The 20,743-nt window shown below is 65.8% G+C and carries 19 protein-coding genes and 1 pseudogene; 10 read left to right on the forward strand and 10 right to left on the reverse strand.

The window, feature by feature from the left end; all coding sequences use genetic code 11:
* Positions 1-30: 30 nt before the first annotated feature.
* Genes MYCSM_RS33895 through MYCSM_RS33905 form a run of 3 tightly spaced genes read right to left on the reverse strand, consistent with a single transcriptional unit; the run spans position 31 to position 3,809 of the window.
* The gene (locus tag MYCSM_RS33895; RefSeq protein WP_157681623.1) at positions 31-2,448 is read right to left on the reverse strand and encodes a hypothetical protein; all 2,418 of its coding nucleotides are present in this window, start codon (positions 2,446-2,448) and stop codon (positions 31-33) included.
* A 21-nt stretch (positions 2,449-2,469) separates the two neighbouring features.
* Positions 2,470-3,501, reverse strand: a complete 1,032-nt coding sequence (locus MYCSM_RS33900) for a hypothetical protein (protein ID WP_015298058.1) — start codon at positions 3,499-3,501, stop codon at positions 2,470-2,472.
* Complete coding sequence (locus tag MYCSM_RS33905) at positions 3,501-3,809, reverse strand: hypothetical protein (protein ID WP_015298059.1); 309 nt, start codon at positions 3,807-3,809, stop codon at positions 3,501-3,503. The genes MYCSM_RS33900 and MYCSM_RS33905 overlap by 1 nt, the downstream gene beginning before the upstream one ends.
* Before the next feature lie 261 nt (positions 3,810-4,070).
* On the opposite strand from MYCSM_RS33905, the gene MYCSM_RS33910 reads away from it, so the two are divergent.
* From MYCSM_RS33910 to MYCSM_RS33920, 3 genes are all read left to right on the forward strand, one after another.
* Positions 4,071-4,382, forward strand: coding sequence for a hypothetical protein (locus MYCSM_RS33910; RefSeq protein WP_015298060.1), 312 nt, complete (start codon positions 4,071-4,073; stop codon positions 4,380-4,382).
* Between the two features lie 47 nt (positions 4,383-4,429).
* Positions 4,430-4,723 (forward strand): hypothetical protein, encoded by a 294-nt coding sequence (locus MYCSM_RS33915; RefSeq protein WP_015298061.1) that lies wholly within the window; start codon positions 4,430-4,432, stop codon positions 4,721-4,723.
* Positions 4,724-4,946: 223 nt separating this feature from the next.
* The gene (locus MYCSM_RS33920; protein ID WP_015298062.1) at positions 4,947-5,303 is read left to right on the forward strand and encodes a hypothetical protein; all 357 of its coding nucleotides are present in this window, start codon (positions 4,947-4,949) and stop codon (positions 5,301-5,303) included.
* A 168-nt stretch (positions 5,304-5,471) separates the two neighbouring features.
* Here the strand turns inward: MYCSM_RS33920 and MYCSM_RS35605 are convergent, their stop codons facing one another.
* The 5 genes from MYCSM_RS35605 to MYCSM_RS35615 all read right to left on the reverse strand — a co-directional run bounded on the left by MYCSM_RS35605 (position 5,472) and on the right by MYCSM_RS35615 (position 10,629).
* A complete protein-coding gene (locus MYCSM_RS35605) occupies positions 5,472-6,353 on the reverse strand; it encodes a DUF2637 domain-containing protein (protein ID WP_051074007.1) in 882 nt (293 codons plus the stop codon).
* Positions 6,354-6,478: 125 nt separating this feature from the next.
* A complete protein-coding gene (locus MYCSM_RS33930; RefSeq protein WP_015298064.1) occupies positions 6,479-6,874 on the reverse strand; it encodes a hypothetical protein in 396 nt (131 codons plus the stop codon).
* 8 nt (positions 6,875-6,882) lie between these two features.
* Positions 6,883-7,677, reverse strand: coding sequence for a ParA family protein (locus tag MYCSM_RS33935; protein WP_015298065.1), 795 nt, complete (start codon positions 7,675-7,677; stop codon positions 6,883-6,885).
* An 808-nt stretch (positions 7,678-8,485) separates the two neighbouring features.
* The gene (locus MYCSM_RS35610; protein ID WP_015298066.1) at positions 8,486-9,355 is read right to left on the reverse strand and encodes a helix-turn-helix domain-containing protein; all 870 of its coding nucleotides are present in this window, start codon (positions 9,353-9,355) and stop codon (positions 8,486-8,488) included.
* The gene (locus MYCSM_RS35615) at positions 9,352-10,629 is read right to left on the reverse strand and encodes a helix-turn-helix transcriptional regulator (protein ID WP_157681624.1); all 1,278 of its coding nucleotides are present in this window, start codon (positions 10,627-10,629) and stop codon (positions 9,352-9,354) included. Before MYCSM_RS35615 ends, MYCSM_RS35610 begins: the two co-directional genes overlap by 4 nt.
* A gap of 937 nt (positions 10,630-11,566) precedes the next feature.
* Here MYCSM_RS35615 and MYCSM_RS37620 point away from each other — a divergent pair.
* From MYCSM_RS37620 to MYCSM_RS33990, 7 genes and pseudogenes are all read left to right on the forward strand, one after another.
* Positions 11,567-11,785: pseudogene (locus MYCSM_RS37620) on the forward strand (WhiB family transcriptional regulator); the annotation flags it as partial.
* 1,182 nt (positions 11,786-12,967) lie between these two features.
* Positions 12,968-13,321, forward strand: a complete 354-nt coding sequence (locus MYCSM_RS33960) for a DUF4031 domain-containing protein (protein WP_015298071.1) — start codon at positions 12,968-12,970, stop codon at positions 13,319-13,321.
* Entirely contained in the window at positions 13,318-13,896 is a 579-nt protein-coding gene (locus MYCSM_RS33965) for a hypothetical protein (RefSeq protein WP_015298072.1), read from the forward strand. Before MYCSM_RS33960 ends, MYCSM_RS33965 begins: the two co-directional genes overlap by 4 nt.
* 700 nt (positions 13,897-14,596) lie before the next feature.
* Entirely contained in the window at positions 14,597-15,082 is a 486-nt protein-coding gene (locus MYCSM_RS33975) for a hypothetical protein (protein WP_015298074.1), read from the forward strand.
* 626 nt (positions 15,083-15,708) lie between these two features.
* Positions 15,709-17,031, forward strand: coding sequence for a hypothetical protein (locus MYCSM_RS33980; RefSeq protein ID WP_015298076.1), 1,323 nt, complete (start codon positions 15,709-15,711; stop codon positions 17,029-17,031).
* 44 nt (positions 17,032-17,075) lie between these two features.
* A complete protein-coding gene (dnaB, locus tag MYCSM_RS33985) occupies positions 17,076-18,428 on the forward strand; it encodes a replicative DNA helicase (RefSeq protein WP_085976658.1) in 1,353 nt (450 codons plus the stop codon).
* A gap of 567 nt (positions 18,429-18,995) precedes the next feature.
* Positions 18,996-19,802: a hypothetical protein gene (locus tag MYCSM_RS33990; RefSeq protein WP_041316033.1), complete on the forward strand. Its 807-nt coding sequence runs from the start codon at positions 18,996-18,998 to the stop codon at positions 19,800-19,802.
* Between the two features lie 96 nt (positions 19,803-19,898).
* On the opposite strand, the gene MYCSM_RS33995 is transcribed toward MYCSM_RS33990, so the two are convergent.
* A complete protein-coding gene (locus MYCSM_RS33995) occupies positions 19,899-20,192 on the reverse strand; it encodes a hypothetical protein (protein ID WP_015298079.1) in 294 nt (97 codons plus the stop codon).
* Positions 20,193-20,407: 215 nt separating this feature from the next.
* On the reverse strand, positions 20,408-20,593 hold the full coding sequence (locus MYCSM_RS34000) for a hypothetical protein (protein ID WP_015298080.1): 186 nt from the start codon (positions 20,591-20,593) through the stop codon (positions 20,408-20,410).
* Between the last annotated feature and the right edge of the window lie 150 nt (positions 20,594-20,743).

The following is a 20,743-nucleotide window of genomic DNA, read 5'->3' on the forward strand; positions in this document are numbered from 1 at the left end:
TGCCTGCCAGGTCCAATATTGCTGCGCTGGTTAGTTATTCGGCGGGACGGTGCGCGGGTTGAGCCCTTGCACGCCCGTGCTCTGCCCTGGGATTACACCAGGATCGGTGGCCCCTGTGGTCGGCGGCAATTGCGTGGGCGGCGCCGCGGGCGGCGCGACGGGCGGTGCCGGTGGGGGTGCTGCGCCGGTGTCGGCCACGGGTTGCGCCACTGGCGTCGCCGGGGCGCCGTCGTCGGCGAGGCGGAAGAAACCCTGGTGGGGTCCGTCGAACTGCGCGATGTCCGACAGAGGAACCACCTTGCCGGCCTCGTTGATCGCCATCGCCTGGTTGTCGACGACCCCGAGAAAAACCCCGTTGTGGTTGTTGGTTCCCATGACGACGTCACCTGGCTTGAGCTGGTTGACCGGCACGTTCTGGCCGATGTCCTGTCCGGGGGGCGGCATCTTGAACCCAGCCTCTTCGGCGGCCTGGTAGATGCTCTTGTGCCCTGGCCCGTCGGTGCCCGTGAGCCCGTGAGCGAGGTTTGCGAGCTTGGGATTATCGAACGTCCACTTACGGCCGCCGATCTCGGTGGTATTCGACGCAGGGTTCACCGGCGGTGCGCCCTGCGGCCCGTTGTCGCCGTGCCCGGCGGGCGTCGCCTTGACCGCGGCGGGCCCGGTCACCGCGGGGGCGACCGGAGGCGTGTGATCGCCGGGACCGTTGTCTCCGGGGGCCTTCTTGGCGTCGTCGCCGTCCTTGTTCTTGAGGCGGTCGTCGAGAGCTTTCTGCAGCGACGCCTTGTCGATGGGCTTGTCGGCCAAGTCCATCGGTTTCGGTCCGCCGGCACCGAGGCCGGGGATCTGCGGCATGCCGCCCATACCCGGCACCTGTGGCATCCCACCCATGCCGGGCATGGGCATACCACCGGCAGGCATGTTGTTGCGCAGCAGCGATGCCAAGTCTTTAGCCGGGTTGTCGGCCGCCTTGGGCTCAGAGGCCGCGGGTCCACCGAAAGCGGCCGGAGGAGTCGCCGGCAGCGGCGTCACCGGCGCAGGCTCGGCCGGGGCCTCGGACTGCGGTGTGCCACCGGTGCCGCCTGACGGGTCGGCGGTCGACCGATTGGGCTTTACCGCGAAGTTGTCCGCGGCCGCGGTGAGCGACTGCGCGATGCGCTGCATGTCGTCGACGGCGGTCTTGAGTTCACCCGTCGAATCCGACATGTGGGCTTCGTTGACGTGGTTGGCCCTAAACGGGATCAACCCCGACGTCGAGTTGTTGATCTCCTGACGGTTCTTGAGGTTGACCCCGCGGAACGCCTGGTAGGCGTTGTTGGCGCTGTTGGCGCCAGCCATCAGTTGCGAGGCGATGGTCGGCAGCATCGTCGACTGGAAGTCCCCGAGCGCCTCGACGCCGGGCTTGGTGTTCGCCCAGCTCTGCACGACGTAAGGCTCGTTAGTCTGAGACTGGTAGATCGAGGTCACCGAGTCGACGAGGTGGGTCAGTTTCGCGTTGAGCGCGTTGACCTTGTTCGCGACGTCGGCGAAGTTGCTCGTCGTCTCGATGTTGGGTGCGCTGGTGGGCCAGACGTCGTCAGGGTGGTAGCGGAAAGCCGCGTCGTTGGTGCGGCTCATCCCCTGGTCTTTGCCCTCGATGATGCCGTCGCGGTTGCCGTCGTTGGTCAAGGGTAGGAAGTGGGTGCGCGGCGGGGACGGCGGCGCGTCGATCGCCGGCGCCTCGCTGCCCCCACCGAAGACCGACGCGATGAGGTTGTTGAACGCCTTGCGCCCGTCGGTGTCGACCATCCACAGCACGACGGTGAGCGCCGTGCCGAGACCGGGCACCGATAGTGCGCCCAGCCGTAGAAGCGACATCGCGGCCAGTCTGCCGCCCAGAGCAGCTCCGCGCTGCGCCGCGAGCACGGCACCTTCTCGCGCCGCGGCGCCGGCGCCGCGCTCAGCGAAGGCCCGAGCCATCGACCGTTGTGCGGCCTTGGCCGCATCGGCCCCGGCGTCCTTGGCTGCCTGCCGGCCCGCGGTGGCGGTGGCGTCCGATGCCGCGGTGGCCACCGAACCTGCTGGCTTGGGTACCGCGGCGGGGTCGACGGTGGGCTTCGGCGCGCTTGCCGGGGTCTTGACCTCTGCGGTCTTGCCGTCCATCGGACTGGGGGCCGAGTCATTCAGTGAGGTCTGCGGAGCGTCCTGCGCCGGCGGTACAGCTACGTCAGGTGCGGCTTCCGGGGTGCGCCCGGCGAACCGGTTCAGCGTGTCGTTGACGCGGTCGTTTCCCACGACTCGGTTCAAGGCGAAGGCCGCGCCGAACGCGCCCGCGGGATCGAGGCCGGCACGAAGAACGTCACTGAGTACGTCGGACTGGCCACCGGAAACGGGTGGCAACGAGATGAGGTCGGGGGCGAGCATCGGCGATGCGCCTGACCCATTGCCGGGTGTCGGTGTCGGTGTCGTCACGGTTGGCTCATTTCCCCCTCGCTAGCGGTGTCGCTCACCGCGACCCACGATTCCGCTGGTGGCAATATCGGCGTCGATGTCGGCTCCGGTGAGATCGGGATCTCGTCTGATGATAGTTTTTTCGCCCTTTCCCTTCCCGGAGGAAACGCCAGATCCGCCCATTGGTGCCATGGGTGCCATCGGCGCCATCGGCATCCCGCCGCCGGCGCCGGGAGCGCCCGCCCCCAGCGAGGGGGATCCCGAGGCGGGGGCGACGGTGAAGGGGTTGGCGGGCCGACCTGAGACGTCGGCGGCCGTCTGAGCACCGGACAACGTCGGCATCTGCGGGGGCAGCTCGTCAGCCGAGGTGTGTGTCTGGCCGGCGCCGGGTGCGAAGTTCGGGTCCGTCAGCGCTGACGGGGCGCTGCTGTTGCCGTCCGGGCCTGGTTGCAGGGAGTCCAGCAGGGAGGCGACATCGGGGTCAACGGAGTCCTCGGGAACGCCTACCGGGGCCGTCGGGGCGTCCCCGGCGGCAAGCGACCCGGTCATCGGAGCCGTCGGTGGTCGCAGCTGGCTCAGGGTGGACAGTAGGGTCGGCAACACACTCGTCGATCCCAGGGGCGATGACGCAGGGTCGGTGGGCAAATCGGTGGTGGCAGTGTCGAGTTTCTGCGCCGAAGCGGCTTCGCCGGTGGAGAACTTCTCCTGTGCATCCTTCTTCTGGGCCAACAGGTCAGATAGGCGATCGGTGGCGGCCCGAACGTCGTCTGGACTGCCGGTGCCGTCGGCGGCGGCTGATGCGGCGAGGATGACCGCTTCCTGCGCAGCGCGGATCTCGTTGTCGGTCGGCGTTTCGGCGTCGCGGGTGGCCACGAGGTTGGCGCGATCATTGGCGGCCTGCGCGACCGCGCGGGCCGCGTCGCCGATGGCGTCGAGGTGACGTCCGTGTTGAGCCAGGGCGCGGCGCACGGCGTCTGCGGCATCGCCACTGGCGGTGTCGTCGAGGCCGATACCGGCGAGGGTCTCGCGGATCGCGGCCAGGTCGGCGGCCACGTTGTCGGGATCTGTGGGCATTAGAAGGCGGGTCCTGCGGTGACTGTCGGGGGCAGTGCCCTACGGGTGTAATCCATGTGCCAGGCGTTGAAGGCGTTGATCAGTACGGCGTTGATGAGTTGGGCGGCGGTGGGCGGCGGGAGCTGGCAGACCTCGTCGGCGATCTTGAGATCGGCGAGGCGGCCGCGCCAGACCAGGGCCATGACCGACGGCGATACGGGGTCGTCGGAGTAGATGCCGACGGCTTCGGAGAATGCTGAGTCCTGTTGGGCGTCGACGGCCTCGAGAGCGGCGATACTTGCTCGGATGTCTTCGAGTTCCGGGTACATATGTCGGGCCCCCGCCTGTGGTCTGCGCTTGCTCGGATAGTCGTTCCCAGGGTAGGCCGGAGGTAGTGCCGGTGCCGACGTACCGCGCCGCGTGTGGGCGTCTCGTTTGCCAGCGGTATGTTTCAGTCTCGAATTGGTGGGAAACGACGCGCAGATAGCCTTTGCGGGTCCGCCAATCCACGTTTAAACTTGCGGGCACAAGGGGGTGTCCGGGTACTCGAACCCCTCCCACCACATAACGAGGAAAAGGGGTTCACACTCATGCCTGCAGGTGTCATCAAGCTCACGAACGAGGAAATGCTGAACATCGCCCAGCAGGGGCAGTCGCACTGCGACAGCTACTCCGCCCAGACCCGGGCGCTGGTGAACGTGGCCAACGAGTTCGCCACCATGCACATGCGCGGCGCCGCCGGCGTGGCCGTGCTGAACAAGACCACGGAGCTGCAGCAGACCGTGGACCGCATGACGCAGACGTCCAGCGAGAAGTACCAGGGCGTCGGACAGTTCGCGCAGGCCGGGCTGAACTCCACTCAGGAAGCTCAGTCGCGCATCATGGCGATCGCCTCGGCCTGACCACCAGCACACGACCTCACTTCTACGAATTCAAGGGAGCACACACGATGAGCGGCGAAATCAATTACGACCTGGTCGGCATCCAGGGTGGCCTGGCGGCCGTCATGGGCATCCACTCACAGAAGCAGGACATCGGCAATCAGATGGTCCAGCAGTACACCCATCTCGATTCGATCGCATCGGGCCGGGCCACCGACGCCGGCATGGAGTTCTCCAACATGGCGAGCCACGCCCGCACCCAGGAGGCCGAGGTCATCCAGGCGCTGCACCAGGGCGCCTCGCAGGCCTCCGACGACCTGCAGCACGTCGACAGCACCTTCATGGGGATGATGGGCACCTAACCCACGGTCGACGTTGACCCCCTTCGGGATTTGGTAATCAGCCCCCGGCCCAACAGCCGGGGGCTGATTCGTGTCTGGGGCGGGTCATGGCTCACGACTGACGTTCGTTCGACTGCGGCAGAACTTTCCCCACCCCGAAAAGTGTCACGCACGGCGCACCGGGGGCCCGCTGATAACGTTGCAACTTGACTTTAAGAATACGAATTTGCTGGAGGAAACGGTCATGGCGATCCCGGTACTGCTCACCGTCGAATTGTTCCCCTGGGACGACCTGAAGGGGAACGCGTTCGAGGAGTCCGTGCGCGACTTCAACGACGAGGTACGTGAGTACTTCGCCGACAAGGTGGAATTGCTTGACGTTCCGCACGACATGTCCAACCTGACGGGAACCGACACTGTGTACGGGACCGGGACCGAGAACGTTCCCTTCGTCGCAGCGACCATCGTGGTGGGTTTCAAAGGCGTCGAAGTCGAGCAGGCCAAGGAGTTGGCCGGCCAGTTCACCACGAAGAAGTTCAACCACGTCTCGGCCGAGGTGCTCGATCCCGGCAACCTTCCCACCGCTGACGCCCAGACCTAACACCTGACTCTCCCCCGCGCTCGACAGATATGACGCGATCAATGAGGCCGGAGAACCCACCCGCGGGTTCTCCGGCCTCATCGGTTTTCGTCAGGGGTTCAGCGCTCTGTTGTGCGCCCCGATGCGCTGGCAGGTGTAGGCATTAATCGGCGTCGCTTGCCACTACCGCTATGCGGGGCTGGCAACGAGCTCCATCGAGTCCAGCCTTGTTTCGTCACGTGATGTTCCGGCAACGTGCGGCTGCGACTGCGGGCATGACGGGCAGAAGTCCCGCCGCTGCGCGCCGCGGCCATCCGAGCGCCAGCCTCGTCGCCGCCTCGCTTCGGCGTCACGGCGAGGGTCGGCCTCGTCGGCGACCTCGGCGGTGGCGCATCCATCGCATTCGATAATTGTCACGGCATCGTCGTCTGCCGCCTCCACCACAGGGTTCCTGTCCCCCGCTACCCCGGCGCTGCGGTCACCACCCTGAAGTTCGTCCTCAATGAGCGAATTGCCGTCGCCGTCCCCGGATTCGATGGGCACCGGCAGAACGGCGGATGGGTGCGGTTGGCCGTCGTCTCGGGCAGTGCCCGGGGCGGCAGGGTCGCGGCGGGGCAACGCCAGGAGCGCCCACGTGGATTGAGCGATGGACAGATCGATGATGAGCGGCCAGATCCAAGCGAGAGTGCTGCGGATACCCGCAGTCTCGGCCAGAGCGCGCAGCGCATCAAACGACAACGCGAACGCGCCGCAGGCGAGCAAGACGGTCATGACCATCGCCGCCCAGTAGGCGAAACCGGAGCCCCTGCTGGCGCGAGCGAGAGTGCCCAGGCCGTGGATGCCGGCCAACAGGATGATCGGAGGGACGGCTGCGACGGCCGCGGAGACCACCGCGGTGCCGGTCGCGGCGTTCAGGAGGGCGTGGGCGACGTTGCCGCTGACCGAGGCGAGAGTCGCCATGGACAGCACGGTCCAGAAGAACCGCTTGGCCTTGCGGGTGTCGTGGTAGGGCATGGTCGAGTGGGGCACGGGGGTGCCTACACCCGATCGTCGATCGTCGATCGTGATCACGGGTTGTCCATTTCGCGGAGATGGAGAGGGTTGGGCGGCGTGGCGTTGTGGCGCACGAGGCCTTGTCGGGCGGTCGTCGTTGGGCCTGGTCGGGCGCCGGTGAGGCTCTTCGAGCTGCGGATGGTTCAGAGGTCGAACGGTCCGTTGGCATCCAGCCACTCGCGCAGTGCTGTCTCGACGATCTGGTTCTGACTGATCTGTCGGCCCTGGCGGTAGCTGTGCACCAGGCTCGCCTTTTTCAGTTCACCGATCAGGGCGGGGTCGAGGCGGTAGTTGACCTGCTTTTTGGAGGCGTGCTCTTCCGCCGTCTCGGCGGCGAGGGGCGCCCGTGGTGTCGGTGGCGCCGTGGGGGCCGGCGCGGCCGGCGCCGGGGCCGGTGCGGCCGGGGCCGGATCGGGTGAGGCGCCGGTGTCGGTGGGCGGCGGGGCGGTGCCGTCGGCCTGATCGATCAGCCCGATTACGGGGTGCTGTTCGCCGGCGGCTCGCAGAACGCGTTGGCGTGTGATCTTTGTCGTGCTCATGGCGGGGTCTACCTTCCTGCGGTGACGGGCTCGGTGATGGGAAGTTCGAGGAACAGATCGGTGAAGGCCGTGCTCAGCGCGCGGGCGCCGGCGCTCCCCCTCATCGAATGGATCGGCGTGGCGAGGCCGTTGGCGTCCTTCCACGCCGCCCGTTTCGGAATGACGGTCTTGGCCACCAACTCGCCGTAGGCGTCGCGGATCTCCGCCTCTCGGAATTCCTCCTCGCCGTTGTTCTCGCGCTTGGTGATGACGATGCCGGCAATCTCGATGGCGGGGTTCACGCGTTTCTTGACGAAAGAGGTGGTGTCCTGCACGTTCTTGATGCCACCGAGGCTGTCAATGCTGGCTTCGGTGACGTAGATGACCTGGTCGGCGGCGACCAGCGCTCCGACGAGGAGACGGCCCACGCTGGGTGGGCAGTCGAAGAGGACCGCGTCGTAAGCGCTCAGGTCGCACCCTTCGAAAGCTGCCCGGAGGCGGAAGATGACGTCGTTGGCGCCGTCGAGGTCTCGGTTGGCGAGGTCCAGCGTGGCGGGGATGACGTCGATCCCGGGCCAGGGCGTGGCCACGGCGGCATCCAGGGCGGTCCCCTCTTGGAGTTCGAGGAGCAGTTCGTTGGCTGTGGCGGTGTCGTCGCCGAGCTGGCTGACGTCCACGCCGAGCCCGCGAGTCAGGTTTCCCTGCGGGTCGAGGTCGACGGCGAGGATCCTGTGGCCGAGGGCGGTCGCTGCGCTGCATAGACCCAGGACGGTGGCGGTTTTGCCGACGCCGCCCTTCTGGTTGGCGATGGCTGTTTTCTTCATTGGTTGCTCCTCCGTGTCGAGCGCCTAGCAGTGGTCGCGGCGCTTTCGCCGCTATCAGGTCTTCCACTGATTTATGTGATTGCGTTCCTAGGGGTGCTATACATGCGCTGTATAGCACCCCTAGCGGTGCATCGCGATTGTTAGTGTCGCATCGTGGTGCACCCATCCGCAGTACGACGCGGCGTGTCGCACTGTATTTCGACGCATCGTGGCGCTATGCGATATGGTGCACCGTGGTGCGCCACTGTCGGATGCATTCGCATGCAGTTTGATGCGGGCCGCTGCACTCGGCAGTACTGCATCATTATGCGATATGAAGTACTGCGGTGTGGCGCTCTGTGCAGCGATGCTTTCGTAGTACTGCACCGTAACGTGCAGCACTGGGTTGCACAGCTGTCCTGCACATCGCTGAGCGATGCACCGCACAGACCAGCTCTGCAGTGGGTCGCTGAATATAGCGCCGCAGTACCCAGGGGCGCACTCGACAGCGCTGCACTGCGGAACATCGCGGGGCGATCCTTTCCACGCGGGGGAGGTATCCGCACAGCATCGCTCCGCAAGGCACCCCATACAGGGCAAGACACACGTTTGCGATGCGGTTACTTGCTGCGCATTGCGCAGTTTGTCGCAGGTCAGCACACAGAAAGAGGACATCGCTTTACGTCATAGCGGTGCTATACATCGTTGCATGTAACGCGGGAGGCCCCCTGAAAGCGCCGCTTGCAGCGCTATACGCGCTATTGACAAGCTGGAACGGGCGGCGCCGGCGCCGAGTGGTGGGGGAGGGGAGAAGCTGTTGCTTCGCGACCTACCCCGAACCCCACGATCCCAGCTCGGGGAGCTTCAGGGCCGGCCGCGGCTGCACGTTGTCGCGGGCCAGTTTCTCGAACACTTCCCGGGAGGTCGATTCGTCGCGCGCGAGCACGCACCAGCCGGACACCACCGAGTTGTTCGCCGCGACCCCGGTCCACCGGCCGTACAGATACTCTTCGCTGGCGGGTAACCAGAGGAACACGGCCTGACGGCTGCGAGTGCTCCTTCCCGGCGGCCGGTACCAACCGATGAGGACCTCGTTGGAGAAGACGCGCAGCTCGCCTCTCCATGCGTTGTCCAGCAGCAGGGTGTCGCCGGCGCGGAGCGCATCGACGGTGTGCAGGTCGGCCTGGTCGTGGTGGCCGAATCCTCCTTGCCAGGTCGCCCACCATTTCCCGTTGAGTTCGATGGGCCGTGGGTCAACACCGGCGAGGGTGGGCAGGCTGATGTCGAGGGCGGAGCAGATAGCCGCTGCGGCAGCTAGCGACGGCTCTTGATCGCCGGATTCGTACCGCTGGTAGGCCTCCAAGGCCAGCCCTGCGGTGTTTGCAACACGGGTTTGGGTCAGCCCGAGCTCGCGACGACGGGCCTGCATGACCTCGCCGACGACAGAGAGCCCAGGCGTCTCCACTGGGTCCTCGCCGGCGGGTACCTGACCAGCGAGTTCGGCGAGCGACACGTCGAGGGCTTCGGCGATGGCGCGTGCGACGGACAGTGGCGGCTCGCGGTCGCCGGTCTCATACCGCTGGAAGGTGCCCTTTGGAACGCCGGCCAGGCGTGCGAGTTGAGCCTGTGAAATGCCCAGCTGGTCGCGTCGGGCTTGAATGACTGCCGCCCAGGTGGGCGGATTCGTGTTGTCGCTCATGCTGTTATCGCCGTGACGGTCGTGTCCCACTGAGAGAGGCGGTCATCAAGTTCGTGCACGGCGGTGCTGTCAGTCCACTCGTCGAGCATCGTGCGCACTGAGTGAATGCGGCGGCTCAATGTGGCCGAGGACGAGGGTCCCATCTCGTCGAGTGCGGCGGTGAGTAGGGCTGCGGCTTGTTCAGGTTCTCGCCCGACGGCGTGGACGGCGGCCAGGTCGCACAACGTCAGTGCTCGCGTCTTCACATCGTTGGTGGGCAGTTCATTGAGTGCACGATCCAATGCCATCCGGGCATCGGTGAGCCGGCCGGCCGACAACAGTGTGTTGGCTTTGGCTATCGCCATCCGATGTGTGGTGAACCAGTCGAGCCAGGGGGGCTGGCCGTCGGCTCCACGCAAGGACTGCTCGGCGTGTGCGATGAGTGTGGCGGCGTGTCCGTGGTCGCCGGCGCGCGAAGCTATGTCGGCCTCGATGGTGTCCAGCCATGCTTGCAGTCGCTGCGGGTTTCCGCCGCGCCGTGAGAAGGATCGGGCGGATCTGATGAGTTCTCGTGCTTGGGGCAGGTCGCCGCCGTCGTCGTCGCGCGTGGTCGCCAGCGCGAGGTGACCGAGGGCGGCCGCGCCCAGCGACTCGTCTTCGGTCAGGCGGGCGCATTCGAGCGCTTCGGTGAAGCAGGCACGAGAGTCGCCGGGTCGATGTACGTCGAAGAGCAGTACGCGGCCGGCGAGCATCCAGGCCAGGGCAACTGGGGTTGCCAGCTCAGTGGTGTCGGTGCCGGTGGCCGCAAGCAGCGACGCCCCGAGTTCTGCGTGTCGAAAGATGGGCTGCTGCAGCATCTTTGCTGGGACGTGCCAGTACATGTCGCTGTAGAGGGTCGTCATCTGCGCGTACCTGGCGGTGGCCTGAGCGGATCCCATCTCGTGGAAGTGCGGCGGGGGAGTGGGGCTTTCGGGGGCTGGGGGAAGGATCGGGCGAGAGGGTCGACCACCGCGTTCTGCTGCGGACAGTGCCGTGCGCTCCGAGCGGGGCGTGAAGCCCAGATCTGTGATGGGCAGTCCGAACAGCGCCTCGAGCGCGTCGATGTGCGGCCGGTGAGGCCAGCCTGGATTGTCAGACTCCCACCGCCGGACGGTGCGCGTAGTGACCGAGAGCGGGACGAGGCCGAGTTCGGCGGCCTTCGCGGTTAGAGCGCCGACGAAGTCCGCTTGTGAGGTGAGGCCGCGTTCGCGACGGGCGGCGCGTAGCCGGACATTTCCGCCGGGCGGTGCGGTCATGGCCAACATCATACGTCCTGGTCAGCGGCGGACATAGCCCGGCGAGAGGACATAACTCCGGCACGGATAGTCGTTTTTGTCCGCTTATCGCGGCGCGCTGGTGGTGGTCTCCTACCGATTTGGGTGGACGGCACACGAAATGACTCCGTTCAGCTGTTGACGGCGTCTCTATTCGGGGTTTACAGTCAGTCCCATACGGAGACGCCGAGCGATCCCATTCGGAGTCACCAACAACGGAATCGAAGGAGGCGGCCCCACACGCGAACCTCAGAGCGAGCCGGCGAATGGCCACAGACACGCACCCGCGGGTGGTGAAGGGAAGGTCCGGCGCGCGGCCCAGAAATGCGACAGCCCTCGGTGACCGGGGGGTCGTCACCGAGGGCTAGTCCTTGCTATCGCCGATCGAGCCACGAACTGGATCGGCATCCACCCGAAGGGGGAGATCGCTTTGAACGACGTCCAAGAGTTTACCGCAGCACCAGTCACCATCACAGCCACGACACTGCCGCCGCACGACCTCGTGATGGGTGTGGCCAACGTCCTTGACGGTGCACGCACCATTGCGCTGCGCAAATGGGACAAAGACCGCTGCGACCTGTACCACGTGGCCGAGCGTGCCTGGCGCGCACAGGCAATGGTTGTGCCTCTCGCTGCCGTCACGGCGCAACTGCGCCGCGTCGTCCCTGACGGCAAGCTGCTCAGCTATCAGGATCAGGAAGGGCGCACCCGCGCCGACGTCGCGGCCAAGTTCACCGAAGCACGCGAAGCGCTCCTCGCCGGCAACACCTTCCTCGCGCGACAGACCAGCGACATGGAGGCCCCTCACCGCGAAGACTCCACTCGCGCCGAAGCGCCACTCATCGTCGGCGACAACGAGGACGAGCCCCCCACCACCGCAGTCACCAACATTTCCCTAGCCCATCTCCTGGGCTTAGACCTCTCCGACGACCAGTGGCAGCGCAAGAGCTTGTGCGCCCAAACCGACCCGGAGGCCTTCTTCCCCGAAAAGGGCGGATCAACCCGCGACGCAAAGCGCATCTGCCAGCGCTGCCCCGTCATCGGAGATTGCCTCAACGCCGCGCTCGCCAACGACGAACGGTTCGGTATCTGGGGAGGCCTGAGCGAGCGCGAGCGTCGGCGCCTCAAGCGCAATCTCGAGGCCGCCGCTAATGGCGCCGACCCTACCGACGTGGACGCCGACGACTTCGACGAGGACCTCTCCGAGCTCGACGAGGACGGTCTCGACGTCGATGACAACGATGATCTCGACGACGTCGATGACGATGCCCTGAGTCTGGACGACTTCGACCTCGACTCGGTGGACGACTTCGACGACATCAGGAAAGCCGGATGACCGCGGCGGGGCGACCCCCAGTCGGACCGGCGACACGCACACCATCGGCTGCCCGCCAGGCCAACGCCGTATCGGCGGCCGGCAGCCACGTGGGGAAGAAACACGCTTTCGCGCACCGGGTGAGGGGTTCGGTGAGCGGAGGGTCCCGGTGGCGGGGCCGGCACGCGATCGGCGCGGACCCGCGCCGCACCGCCGGTGATCACCATCGCGACGGGCATCAGGCCGTCACGTCACCGGACCGGGGGACGGCGACGAGGGGGCGGCGGTTCTGATGTCTCGTCACAGCTATCCCGGCTCGGGGCGGACGTGGCGTAACGCAGAGTCCCTTGGTGCCGCCAACGAACACCGGCGGCGAGACGCCGCGTCGCGACAATCAGCGCGCGCCCGGGCCGCCCTGGAAGTCCTCACCTCGGTCAACCTCTCCAGGTCGCCGGTCTGGCGACGACGCTGGTTGGAGGTACTGCAGCGGCGCGCCGCAGATGACCAGTCATCTTTGGCCGATCTAGCCGCGAAGATGTCTCCACCGATGACTAAGAGCGCATTCAGTTGCCAGCTCGACCGAGCCTGTCTGTTCGCGGAAGAGCTTGCCGCAGCGGCGAATCGAGCACCGAACGGCAGTTCGTCGACGACGCCGATCGCTGTCCACCCATCCGCTCACGATTCACTGGAAGCCGCCGCAGCGCCAGTTGGTGCGTCGGGCGCCGCGGCCTTGCCAGTCGGAGGCCACCGATGACTACATCGCGATCGAGCGAGTTTCCGCCGTCCACGTCATGCCGGTACGAGCCACACACCGCGGAGGGGCAGCAGATGGCATCTCCTGAGATCTCCGATGCGGTTGGTGACAGGAAATTCGCCATGGCCACCTTCGTGCCGCGGCCGCCTGCCCGATGCTCCATCTGTCGGCATCCAGCCCCCGCTGGGGTTGACACGTGCACGACCTGCCTGGCCGACTACGGCCTACCTCTACCAGGGGTGGCGTAGCGCATGACCGTCTACGTCGACAACATGCGGCTATCGGCACAGGTGGGCACGATCACCGGCAGGTGGTCACACCTGATGGCCGACTCCGACGATGAACTCAATGAGTTCGCCGCTAAGCTCGGCCTCAAGAAGGCCTGGGCGCAGCATCCCGGGACGGCCCTTTCGCACTACGACGTGACCGACTCCAAGCGGCGGCAGGCGATCGCCCTAGGAGCGGTCCCCATCGACTACGGCGGGGACATATCGATAGCCCTCATCCGCCGTAAGGTCACGGATTCACTTGTTCCGCAGCAGCTTTCGTTGACGTTGGAGGCGGACGAAGTTGCCGAGGGGTCGACCTCGGAGGGGCGAACATGACCTCGATATTGGAGCGCGCGCCCGCGGCTCACCCTTTCGTCAGTCAAGCCGTGCGTGTCGGTGAACAATGCGTTGACCTCACGGCGCAACGCACGACCTGCCCCGATTTGGTCATCACCCCGCGCATCGACGCGTCTGAGTTGGGTTCACTGCGCCTTGTCGACGGACTGGCCCTGGTTCATCGCTGCACCGGGACGATGATTGCGGCGGGACGGGCTGAGGTCCTTCACGACCTTGCTGAGCGCCTCAGCACCGTCGATTGGGACTCCGTTGGTGGCGACGTTGTCGACCACGCGCGTCGGCTCTTTTCAGACCTGACACCTGCGCAGGGAGTTCCGTCGGAGCTGGTGGGCGTGGTCTTCTGCGATATGGCCCTGATCGAGTATCGGTCACCTGCACAGGCAGAACTACCCGGATCAGTCCCCGCCGGCGCCATGCGGTCCGACCGCACTCAGCTGCATCCCCACGCCCACACCTCAACGCGCACAGGACCGGGCGCTCCCGCGGCGACGCCGGGACACCTGCCGAACGGTGACGATGACTACGCTCACGCCTCCTCATGGAGGCGTCAGTGAGGACCGACGCTGCACGGATGAGCCGGCGCAGGCCGGGGCCTGGCGCCCTAGCCACGCCAGCATCGCAAGGTGGAGCGCTTGTTCGAGGCACCGTCACCTCGCCCGCGGACCAGGACGGGCAAGTGCAAGCGGTGCCCCTGCAGCGGGCCCGCCGGCAGGTCTGGCCCATGCGCGGAGCGTCGTCCTGGCACAAGAGGGGTCCTCAGCGGCGGGTAGTGCGTTGCTGGGATCCCCGGCAGCCACTGCTTGGTTGGGTGCTGTCGGCGCAGAGTCGCCCCCACTACCGCGCCGCAGCGGTTCATCGTCGATGTGCGCTGATTGCGCGAGGCCTGGGCTACGGCGGAGTCGACATAGGCTTCATCAGCCCGCCGACGGAACCTGCTGGCGGTGAACCAAGCGCCAGTGCTGGCCCACTGGACCCGACCGCGCTCCGATCACTGGCTCACGATCGTGATCTGGTGGTTCTGGCGTGGGGGAACGCCATTGATGTCCACTGCGGCGCAGCTGCGGCCCGTCTTCTTCAGCAGGAGTTGGCCCGCCACTGCGGCTCGTTGGCGGTATTGGGGTGGACGACGGACGGCCGGCCCCTGGACGTGGACGGCGCGCGCCGGGCCCCGACGCTGAGCTGTTTGTGTTGTGCGCCAAGTGGCTCCTATGACCATGACGCCCGGTTCGACCGGTTGGTGATGGGGGAGGTGTCGTGACTCTCGATGGCTTGGTGTCGGCATCTGAATTCGCGTCGGTAACCGATATCGCCCGGCATCGGCCGCCGCCCCGTCGGCGCGGGGCCAGTCGCGATGTGTCCGCTGACGGACTGGCGGTGATGGCCGCACTGCGCGATCACGAGTTGGTCGGTGAGGCGAAGTTGCTCGTCGTCTGTTGGATCACCACACACGCGGATCGGGTGAGCGTCGGTGACGATATGGAGCCTCCAACGATTTTGGACGCGGCGCGAATGGCCACGGGGCTACGGGGGACGGCGGCGTTGCGCTGGGTGGCCTCCGTGGTGGCAGTGGAGGCTAAGCGCTCCGACCCGGCGCTTGCGCGCTACATCGACGTCGACTGGCCGCGGTTGTGCCAGTGGGCAGCGGGATACCTCGCCGAGGCTCACTGGGGCCCTGAGCAGCCTGTTGGCGCGCTCCATCGTGTCGTTCCACAAGTTTCCCGCGGTGACATGTTGCGATGAACCAGTGGCGCGCGTACGCGCGCATCCACGGGAGTGTCATTCGCGGCGGCAATGAGGAGGTGCAGCTACTACATCGCGCGACACTGCGCGCCCTGGGAACGGGGCGCTGCTGAGTCGACCTCATAACTAAATCAGTAGGGGCACATACGGCAGTCCCCCCGTAGGGGGAGTTGGACGCTTTAAGCATGCCACCGGAGCGGTAACTCCGGGCCGTTTGAGAGCGAAGCGTCAACTTCGATCTCGTGCCCCTCGCGAAGCGAAGGGACTTTCACCGTGTCAGGTGGGTTCCAGGGTAGAACACGCCCTGATAGCAGTGCAAGCACTACAAGCACATTCCTTCGACGCATTAGCCAGAACCGCGCCCATGGCGTCGGTTCGAGGTGGGTGTCGTCGCAAAACGTCGCGCTGATCGACGTCGGTCACAGGTGTCTGCGCCGGACGGCGGCAGGATCACTTACCTCGCATCGAGTCGCTCACGCGCGTCGTGAGCGGGGCCAGGCCGCGCCAGCAGATTGTCCGCCGGTCGGCAAGCCCTGCCGCAGTGGCGTGCACTTTGCCGCCCGCGCACTGGCCTCCGCGGCGATCGATGTACGGCCGTGGACCTCGCTGAGGCGGGGTGCGGTGCGATGACCCGCCTGACGACTACCTTGCCGTCGTCGCGTCGACGCCGCACTGCCACCGTCAGTCCGCGCCCGCGCGTGGAATTCTCCGACGCCGCAGCCGTAAGGGAACGCGTCGAAGGCAGCGCAGCCGAACTCCGTCTGCGTGGCGCACGCCGACATGCCCTGACAGCCGTGCTCAAGCTGCTCTGCGGCTACAGCAGGCTTACCGACGACCGTGTGGGACTGTCGCAGATCGTCGACTTGATCGCCGCGGCCGGGTGGCGTCGTTACGACGTCAAGACCGTCGGGCGGGCACTGGCGTCCCTGGCGGCCGACGAGTTGATCCTCTATCGGCCCGCACAGGGCCGCGGGAAGCACGCCTTGGTCGCCATCCATACCCGGTTCACCGAAGGGATCGAGGTCCTTCAGCGGGACCGCTCCGGGCGCGTAATCGTCGACTACAGCAGCCGTTCCAAGACCGATTCCGTCACCTTTTCCGAGCCGCTTCCTTATATAGACCAAAAGAATTACCTCCCTACCCTCCGAAACGACAGGCGCCGCGAGACTTCTCGACCGATTGGGGTGAGGGTTCCCCGAGGCGAACTCAAAACCGTCATGGACGGACTGCCCGAACCGATGGCTCAGCTGCCCAGGCACCTGCGGTGGAAGCTCGGAAGTGAGATCCTGCAACGACTCAAGCGGGGTTGGCGCGCTGACCAGATCCTCGAGGTCCTCAACGCTGAAATGCCTGCTCAAGTGCAACGCCCGTACAAGCTCGCCATCTGGCGTCTGCAGCAAAATGTCGTGGGTGCGGGTCCTCGGCTGCGCCCACTGCAAGCCGCGTGGGACGCCCGCGCTGCAGCCGCGGCGCGCGCTGAAGCAGAGGACACCAAAGACCGCCGCTTCGCCGCTCTGGCGGCGATGACCAGCCCAGAGCTGCGCGCACAGGTGCTTCTCGCCGACGAGGCGAAGTTCGGGCGGCGGTCACAGGACCCGATGGCTGCTTTGGGGGTGGCCGCCCGCCTGGTGACTTTCATGTTCCCGGAAATGCCGCTGGCGGAGGCGTTGGCGCGCTGGGCAAGCGATGTCCTTGCCGGCTACGAGCCGCAACCTGTTGCAGCCGAACCTGTTTCGGCAGTGCCGTCGTTGAGTGAGGAACTCCAGATGGACCTGGCGATCACTGGTGGTTGCAACTGCGTGGTGTGCGGATCCGACCACGGCACCTACCGCCCGGAGCTGCCGTTGAAGGCCATGGCAACGGTGTGTGACCAGTGCTGGCCCGACATCGCTGCCGATCTCGCTGGCGGTGGCGACGAGGACGAATTCGAGGAGGCGATCTCGGCATGACCGATCTTGACGACGCACCGACACGCACACGTCGCCGCCGGCAGGTGGAGCCTTATGCCGACCTCGACAACGACCGGCAGCCGCCGCAGGATCTGGCCGCTGAGCAGTCCGTGTTGGGCGGGATGATGCTCAGCAAGGACGCCATCGCCGACGTGCTCGAAAGGTTGCGGCCCAAGGACTTCTACCGGCCCAACCATCAGCAGATCTATGACGCGATCCTGGATCTATTCGGGCAGGGCGAGCCCGCAGACGCAGTGACTGTCGCCGCCGAACTCGACCGGCGCGGGGTGCTGCGGCGTATCGGTGGGGCGCCGTACCTGCACACCCTGATCGCTACGGTGCCCACAGCCGCCAACGCGGGCTACTACGCCGGGATCGTCGCCGAGAAGGCCGTGTTGCGGCGCCTGGTGGAGGCCGGCACCCGCGTCGTGCAGTACGGCTACGCCGGCGCCGAGGGAGCCGACATCGCCGAGGTCGTCGACCGTGCCCAGGCCGAGATCTACGACGTCACCGAGGACCGCGGCAGCGAGGACATGGTGGCGCTGGAGGACCTGCTGCAGCCGACCATGGACGAGATCGATGCCATCCAAGCAGGCGGTGGCCAAGGCCAAGGTATCCCGACCGGGTTCGCCGAGCTCGACGAGGTGACCACTGGCCTGCACGGGGGCCAGATGGTCATCGTCGCGGGCCGGCCAGGTCAAGGAAAGTCCACGCTGGCATTGGATTTCATGCGGTCGTGCTCGATCAAACACAGACGGGGTAGCGTGATCTTCAGCCTGGAGATGAGCAAGTCGGAGATCGTGATGCGGCTGCTGTCAGCGGAGGCGCGCATCAAGCTGGCCGACATGCGCGCCGGCCGGATGAGTGATGACGACTGGACACAGATGGCCCGGCGGATGGGCGAGATCGGCGACGCCCCGCTCTACATCGACGATTCGCCGAACCTGACCATGATGGAAATCCGCGCCAAAGCGCGCCGCCTGAAACAGAAGTCGGATGTGCAGCTGATCGTCGTCGACTACCTACAGCTGATGACGTCGGGCAAGAAGGTGGAGTCCCGGCAAACGGAAGTAGCGGAGTTCTCGCGCAGCCTGAAGCTGTTGGCCAAGGAACTCGACGTCCCGGTGGTCGCGGTCTGTCAGCTCAACCGCGGTCCGGAACAACGCGTCGACAAGGTTCCGCAACTCTCTGACCTACGCGAGACCGGTCAGCTGGAACAAGACGCGGATCTGGTGATTCTCATCAACCGGCCCGACGGGTACGACCGAGACAGTCCGCGCGCCGGTGAGGCTGACCTCATCTTGGCCAAGCACCGCAACGGCCCGATTAAGACGTGCACCGTCGCGTCGACTCTTCACATGTCCTCGTTCCGCGACCTTGCGCGCGGCTATTCATGAATGATGCTTTGTCTGACAACCGATTTCATTTTCTCACGATCGACTGCGTCTGAGGCGTGAAAATCGCGAGAGGCCAGGTGGCCACGGCGCGTTGACGCCGGCGCTGTAGGAAATGAAGCCGTTCGTGAGACAAACGCCGATGCAGCGGCCGTGAGACAAACTGAATCGTCGCAGTTCGGGCGGGCGGCCAGATGCAGCCGACCGTGAGAACCTACAAACGACGACGATGTGGAGGCTCATTTCACGTGGCCAAATCTCAACCGAGATGGCCACTGTCTGGCCAACTGGTAGTCGCCACGGGCAACGCCGGATAACTCGCTTGGTTGACCACGCGGGCTGAGAACCTGCAAGAGATGAAATATTCAGTCGGACAGTTGACGTCCCGTCGCACGCGAGGCTGGCGGTGTGATCGTCGAGTCCAAAAACTAGAAACTAGAAACTAGTATCCCGGCTGCAGCGTGTAGGTTCTGATGAGAGTCCTGCGGCCTCACATTCCGGGGCGCGGGCGAGGAGATCTCTGGGGGCTGTCCGGTGGGGAGCTATCACTGCGTCTGCATGTTGACGGGAATGAGTCTTCGCCCGTCTGATGCCGTCGCGGTGCTGTTGCGCCAGTGCCGCGACAGGTCCTATGCGCCGATCGCGTTACCGGTTTTCGGAACCTTTGATCAGATGGGCGGAGTGGACTGCATCGTCGAGGACGCCAACGCAGCGTTGATCGTCGAATTATCTGTGGCGCAGCTGAACACGGGACGCCTCATCGCGAACAACTACTTCGTCGACGACCCGATCTGGCCGGAACCCGGGAGGCATTCCTCGGCGATCGATGCGTTGATCGCGCTCGTAGAACGCAACACCACGATGTGGCGCTTCTGGGGTGAGCACGGCGATCCCGCTGCGCAACCGGTGGTGCCGCCCGCGCCGTCGGTGTCGATCGATGCAGATCCCGTGGTGTTCGCCTTGCTGGCTCGGTCGACATGGGACGCGATCGTCGGGTCGGCCGGTGCACCGAACGGGTCCACTGAAGCGGTGGTGGACCATGCCTTGAGCGGTGACGTCGTCGCGCATCAGATCTATGACGCACACCTCGACGCGGTCGGGTCGGCTGTCCGGGATTTCGCGGCCGTGAACGACTTCATGGCTGCGCACAACCGGTCGTGGACTCCACCCGGGGCCGGTCAGTACAGCGGTGACTACGACCAGCACTACACCGAGGAAATGGTGGCTTACCTGAATCGCGCACGCGCCGACTGGCGAGGCAACCCCGCCATTCAGGCGGCGATCGATCGCCAGGCAGAGCCGACCATGGAGTTGATCGGGGAGTGGGAGCGCGACGAACGCGCAGCGCTCAAACGAGCAGATCCCGATTCGAACTGATCTGCGCGTCGTTTCCCGCGCGTGTGCCCCTGCGTCAATGCACCGCTTGCATTGCAAGTGTGTATAGCATCGCGTGCTCGTTGTCGACGGCGGAGCTTAGACCTCGTCGTTGAGTGCACGCGCGTAGATTTCTCGAGCCGCCTCTACGGCGGTCGCAACGGAGCTCGCGTGATGAAACTGTGTTCCTCCTGCCGCGCGCCGAATCGCCGAAGCATGTTGTGGCGCTGGGAAGTACGTGGTCCTGTGACCGTCGTGCTCGGGGGTTCCGGTGAACTCCCAGACGTATCGGTGCGGTTCGGGGTTGGGGAAGTCGTCGGGGATGTCCAAGGGCCTGGCGTGAACCCAGACACCTTCGGCGATCTGCACTGGATCATGTTCTGTTGCACGCATGTGTGGCCCTTCCCCTGGCGTTAACGGTCGTATCGAGCCCGCTGAGCGCAGCCGGCCAACGTTGACGTAACGGTGAACGTCGACCTGGTGAGGCTAGGTCGCCGCGAGTGGGGCAGCGGTAGGCGCAACTCGTGTCGTCAAACTTTTGATTCCACGGGGGAGAAGGCCGGCCCAGCGCCCAGGGTGCTGTTGCGGTCTGCGAAGCGCGTCGCCGATTAGGCGCCGATGGAATAGCGAAGTATGGGGCGCTCGGCGGGGTTGGTGCTCTGTGCCTGATCGAGGAGTTCTTGCACCGCGCCGGCGAGAAGGGACGCCTCATACTCGCGGTTGCCGCTGGCTGATTGGAAGTTCCTCAGCTCGCGGCGAACATCGACGAGTGTCTCATCGTCTATGTGGGCCATCGTGCCAATCCCTTCACCCGCCGGTCAGTGGCTCGCCAACTCGCAGGCGAGAGCAGGACGCGCTCTCGCGGGTCTGGCGGCATCGTGTCGTCGAGGGTATCGACGCGTCTAGGACGTGTCCACCGATGCAGCGCGTGTTCGTCGACGTCC

The sequence above is a fragment of the Mycobacterium sp. JS623 genome, from assembly GCF_000328565.1.
Taxonomy (GTDB): domain Bacteria; phylum Actinomycetota; class Actinomycetes; order Mycobacteriales; family Mycobacteriaceae; genus Mycobacterium.

Bases quoted from the DNA above. Each gene is read 5' to 3' on its own strand.
- MYCSM_RS33930 (WP_015298064.1), bottom strand. From the start codon at position 6,874: ATGAGCACGACAAAGATCACACGCCAACGCGTTCTGCGAGCCGCCGGC.
- MYCSM_RS33900 (WP_015298058.1), bottom strand. From the start codon at position 3,501: ATGCCCACAGATCCCGACAACGTGGCCGCCGACCTGGCCGCGATCCGC.
- MYCSM_RS33980 (WP_015298076.1), top strand. From the start codon at position 15,709: ATGACCCGCCTGACGACTACCTTGCCGTCGTCGCGTCGACGCCGCACT.
- MYCSM_RS35615 (WP_157681624.1), bottom strand. From the start codon at position 10,629: ATGACCGCACCGCCCGGCGGAAATGTCCGGCTACGCGCCGCCCGTCGC.
- MYCSM_RS33990 (WP_041316033.1), top strand. From the start codon at position 18,996: ATGAGTCTTCGCCCGTCTGATGCCGTCGCGGTGCTGTTGCGCCAGTGC.
- MYCSM_RS33995 (WP_015298079.1), bottom strand. From the start codon at position 20,192: ATGCGTGCAACAGAACATGATCCAGTGCAGATCGCCGAAGGTGTCTGG.
- MYCSM_RS34000 (WP_015298080.1), bottom strand. From the start codon at position 20,593: ATGGCCCACATAGACGATGAGACACTCGTCGATGTTCGCCGCGAGCTG.
- MYCSM_RS33910 (WP_015298060.1), top strand. From the start codon at position 4,071: ATGCCTGCAGGTGTCATCAAGCTCACGAACGAGGAAATGCTGAACATC.
- MYCSM_RS33960 (WP_015298071.1), top strand. From the start codon at position 12,968: ATGACCGTCTACGTCGACAACATGCGGCTATCGGCACAGGTGGGCACG.
- MYCSM_RS35610 (WP_015298066.1), bottom strand. From the start codon at position 9,355: ATGAGCGACAACACGAATCCGCCCACCTGGGCGGCAGTCATTCAAGCC.
- MYCSM_RS33920 (WP_015298062.1), top strand. From the start codon at position 4,947: ATGGCGATCCCGGTACTGCTCACCGTCGAATTGTTCCCCTGGGACGAC.
- MYCSM_RS33935 (WP_015298065.1), bottom strand. From the start codon at position 7,677: ATGAAGAAAACAGCCATCGCCAACCAGAAGGGCGGCGTCGGCAAAACC.
- MYCSM_RS33965 (WP_015298072.1), top strand. From the start codon at position 13,318: ATGACCTCGATATTGGAGCGCGCGCCCGCGGCTCACCCTTTCGTCAGT.
- MYCSM_RS33915 (WP_015298061.1), top strand. From the start codon at position 4,430: ATGAGCGGCGAAATCAATTACGACCTGGTCGGCATCCAGGGTGGCCTG.
- MYCSM_RS33905 (WP_015298059.1), bottom strand. From the start codon at position 3,809: ATGTACCCGGAACTCGAAGACATCCGAGCAAGTATCGCCGCTCTCGAG.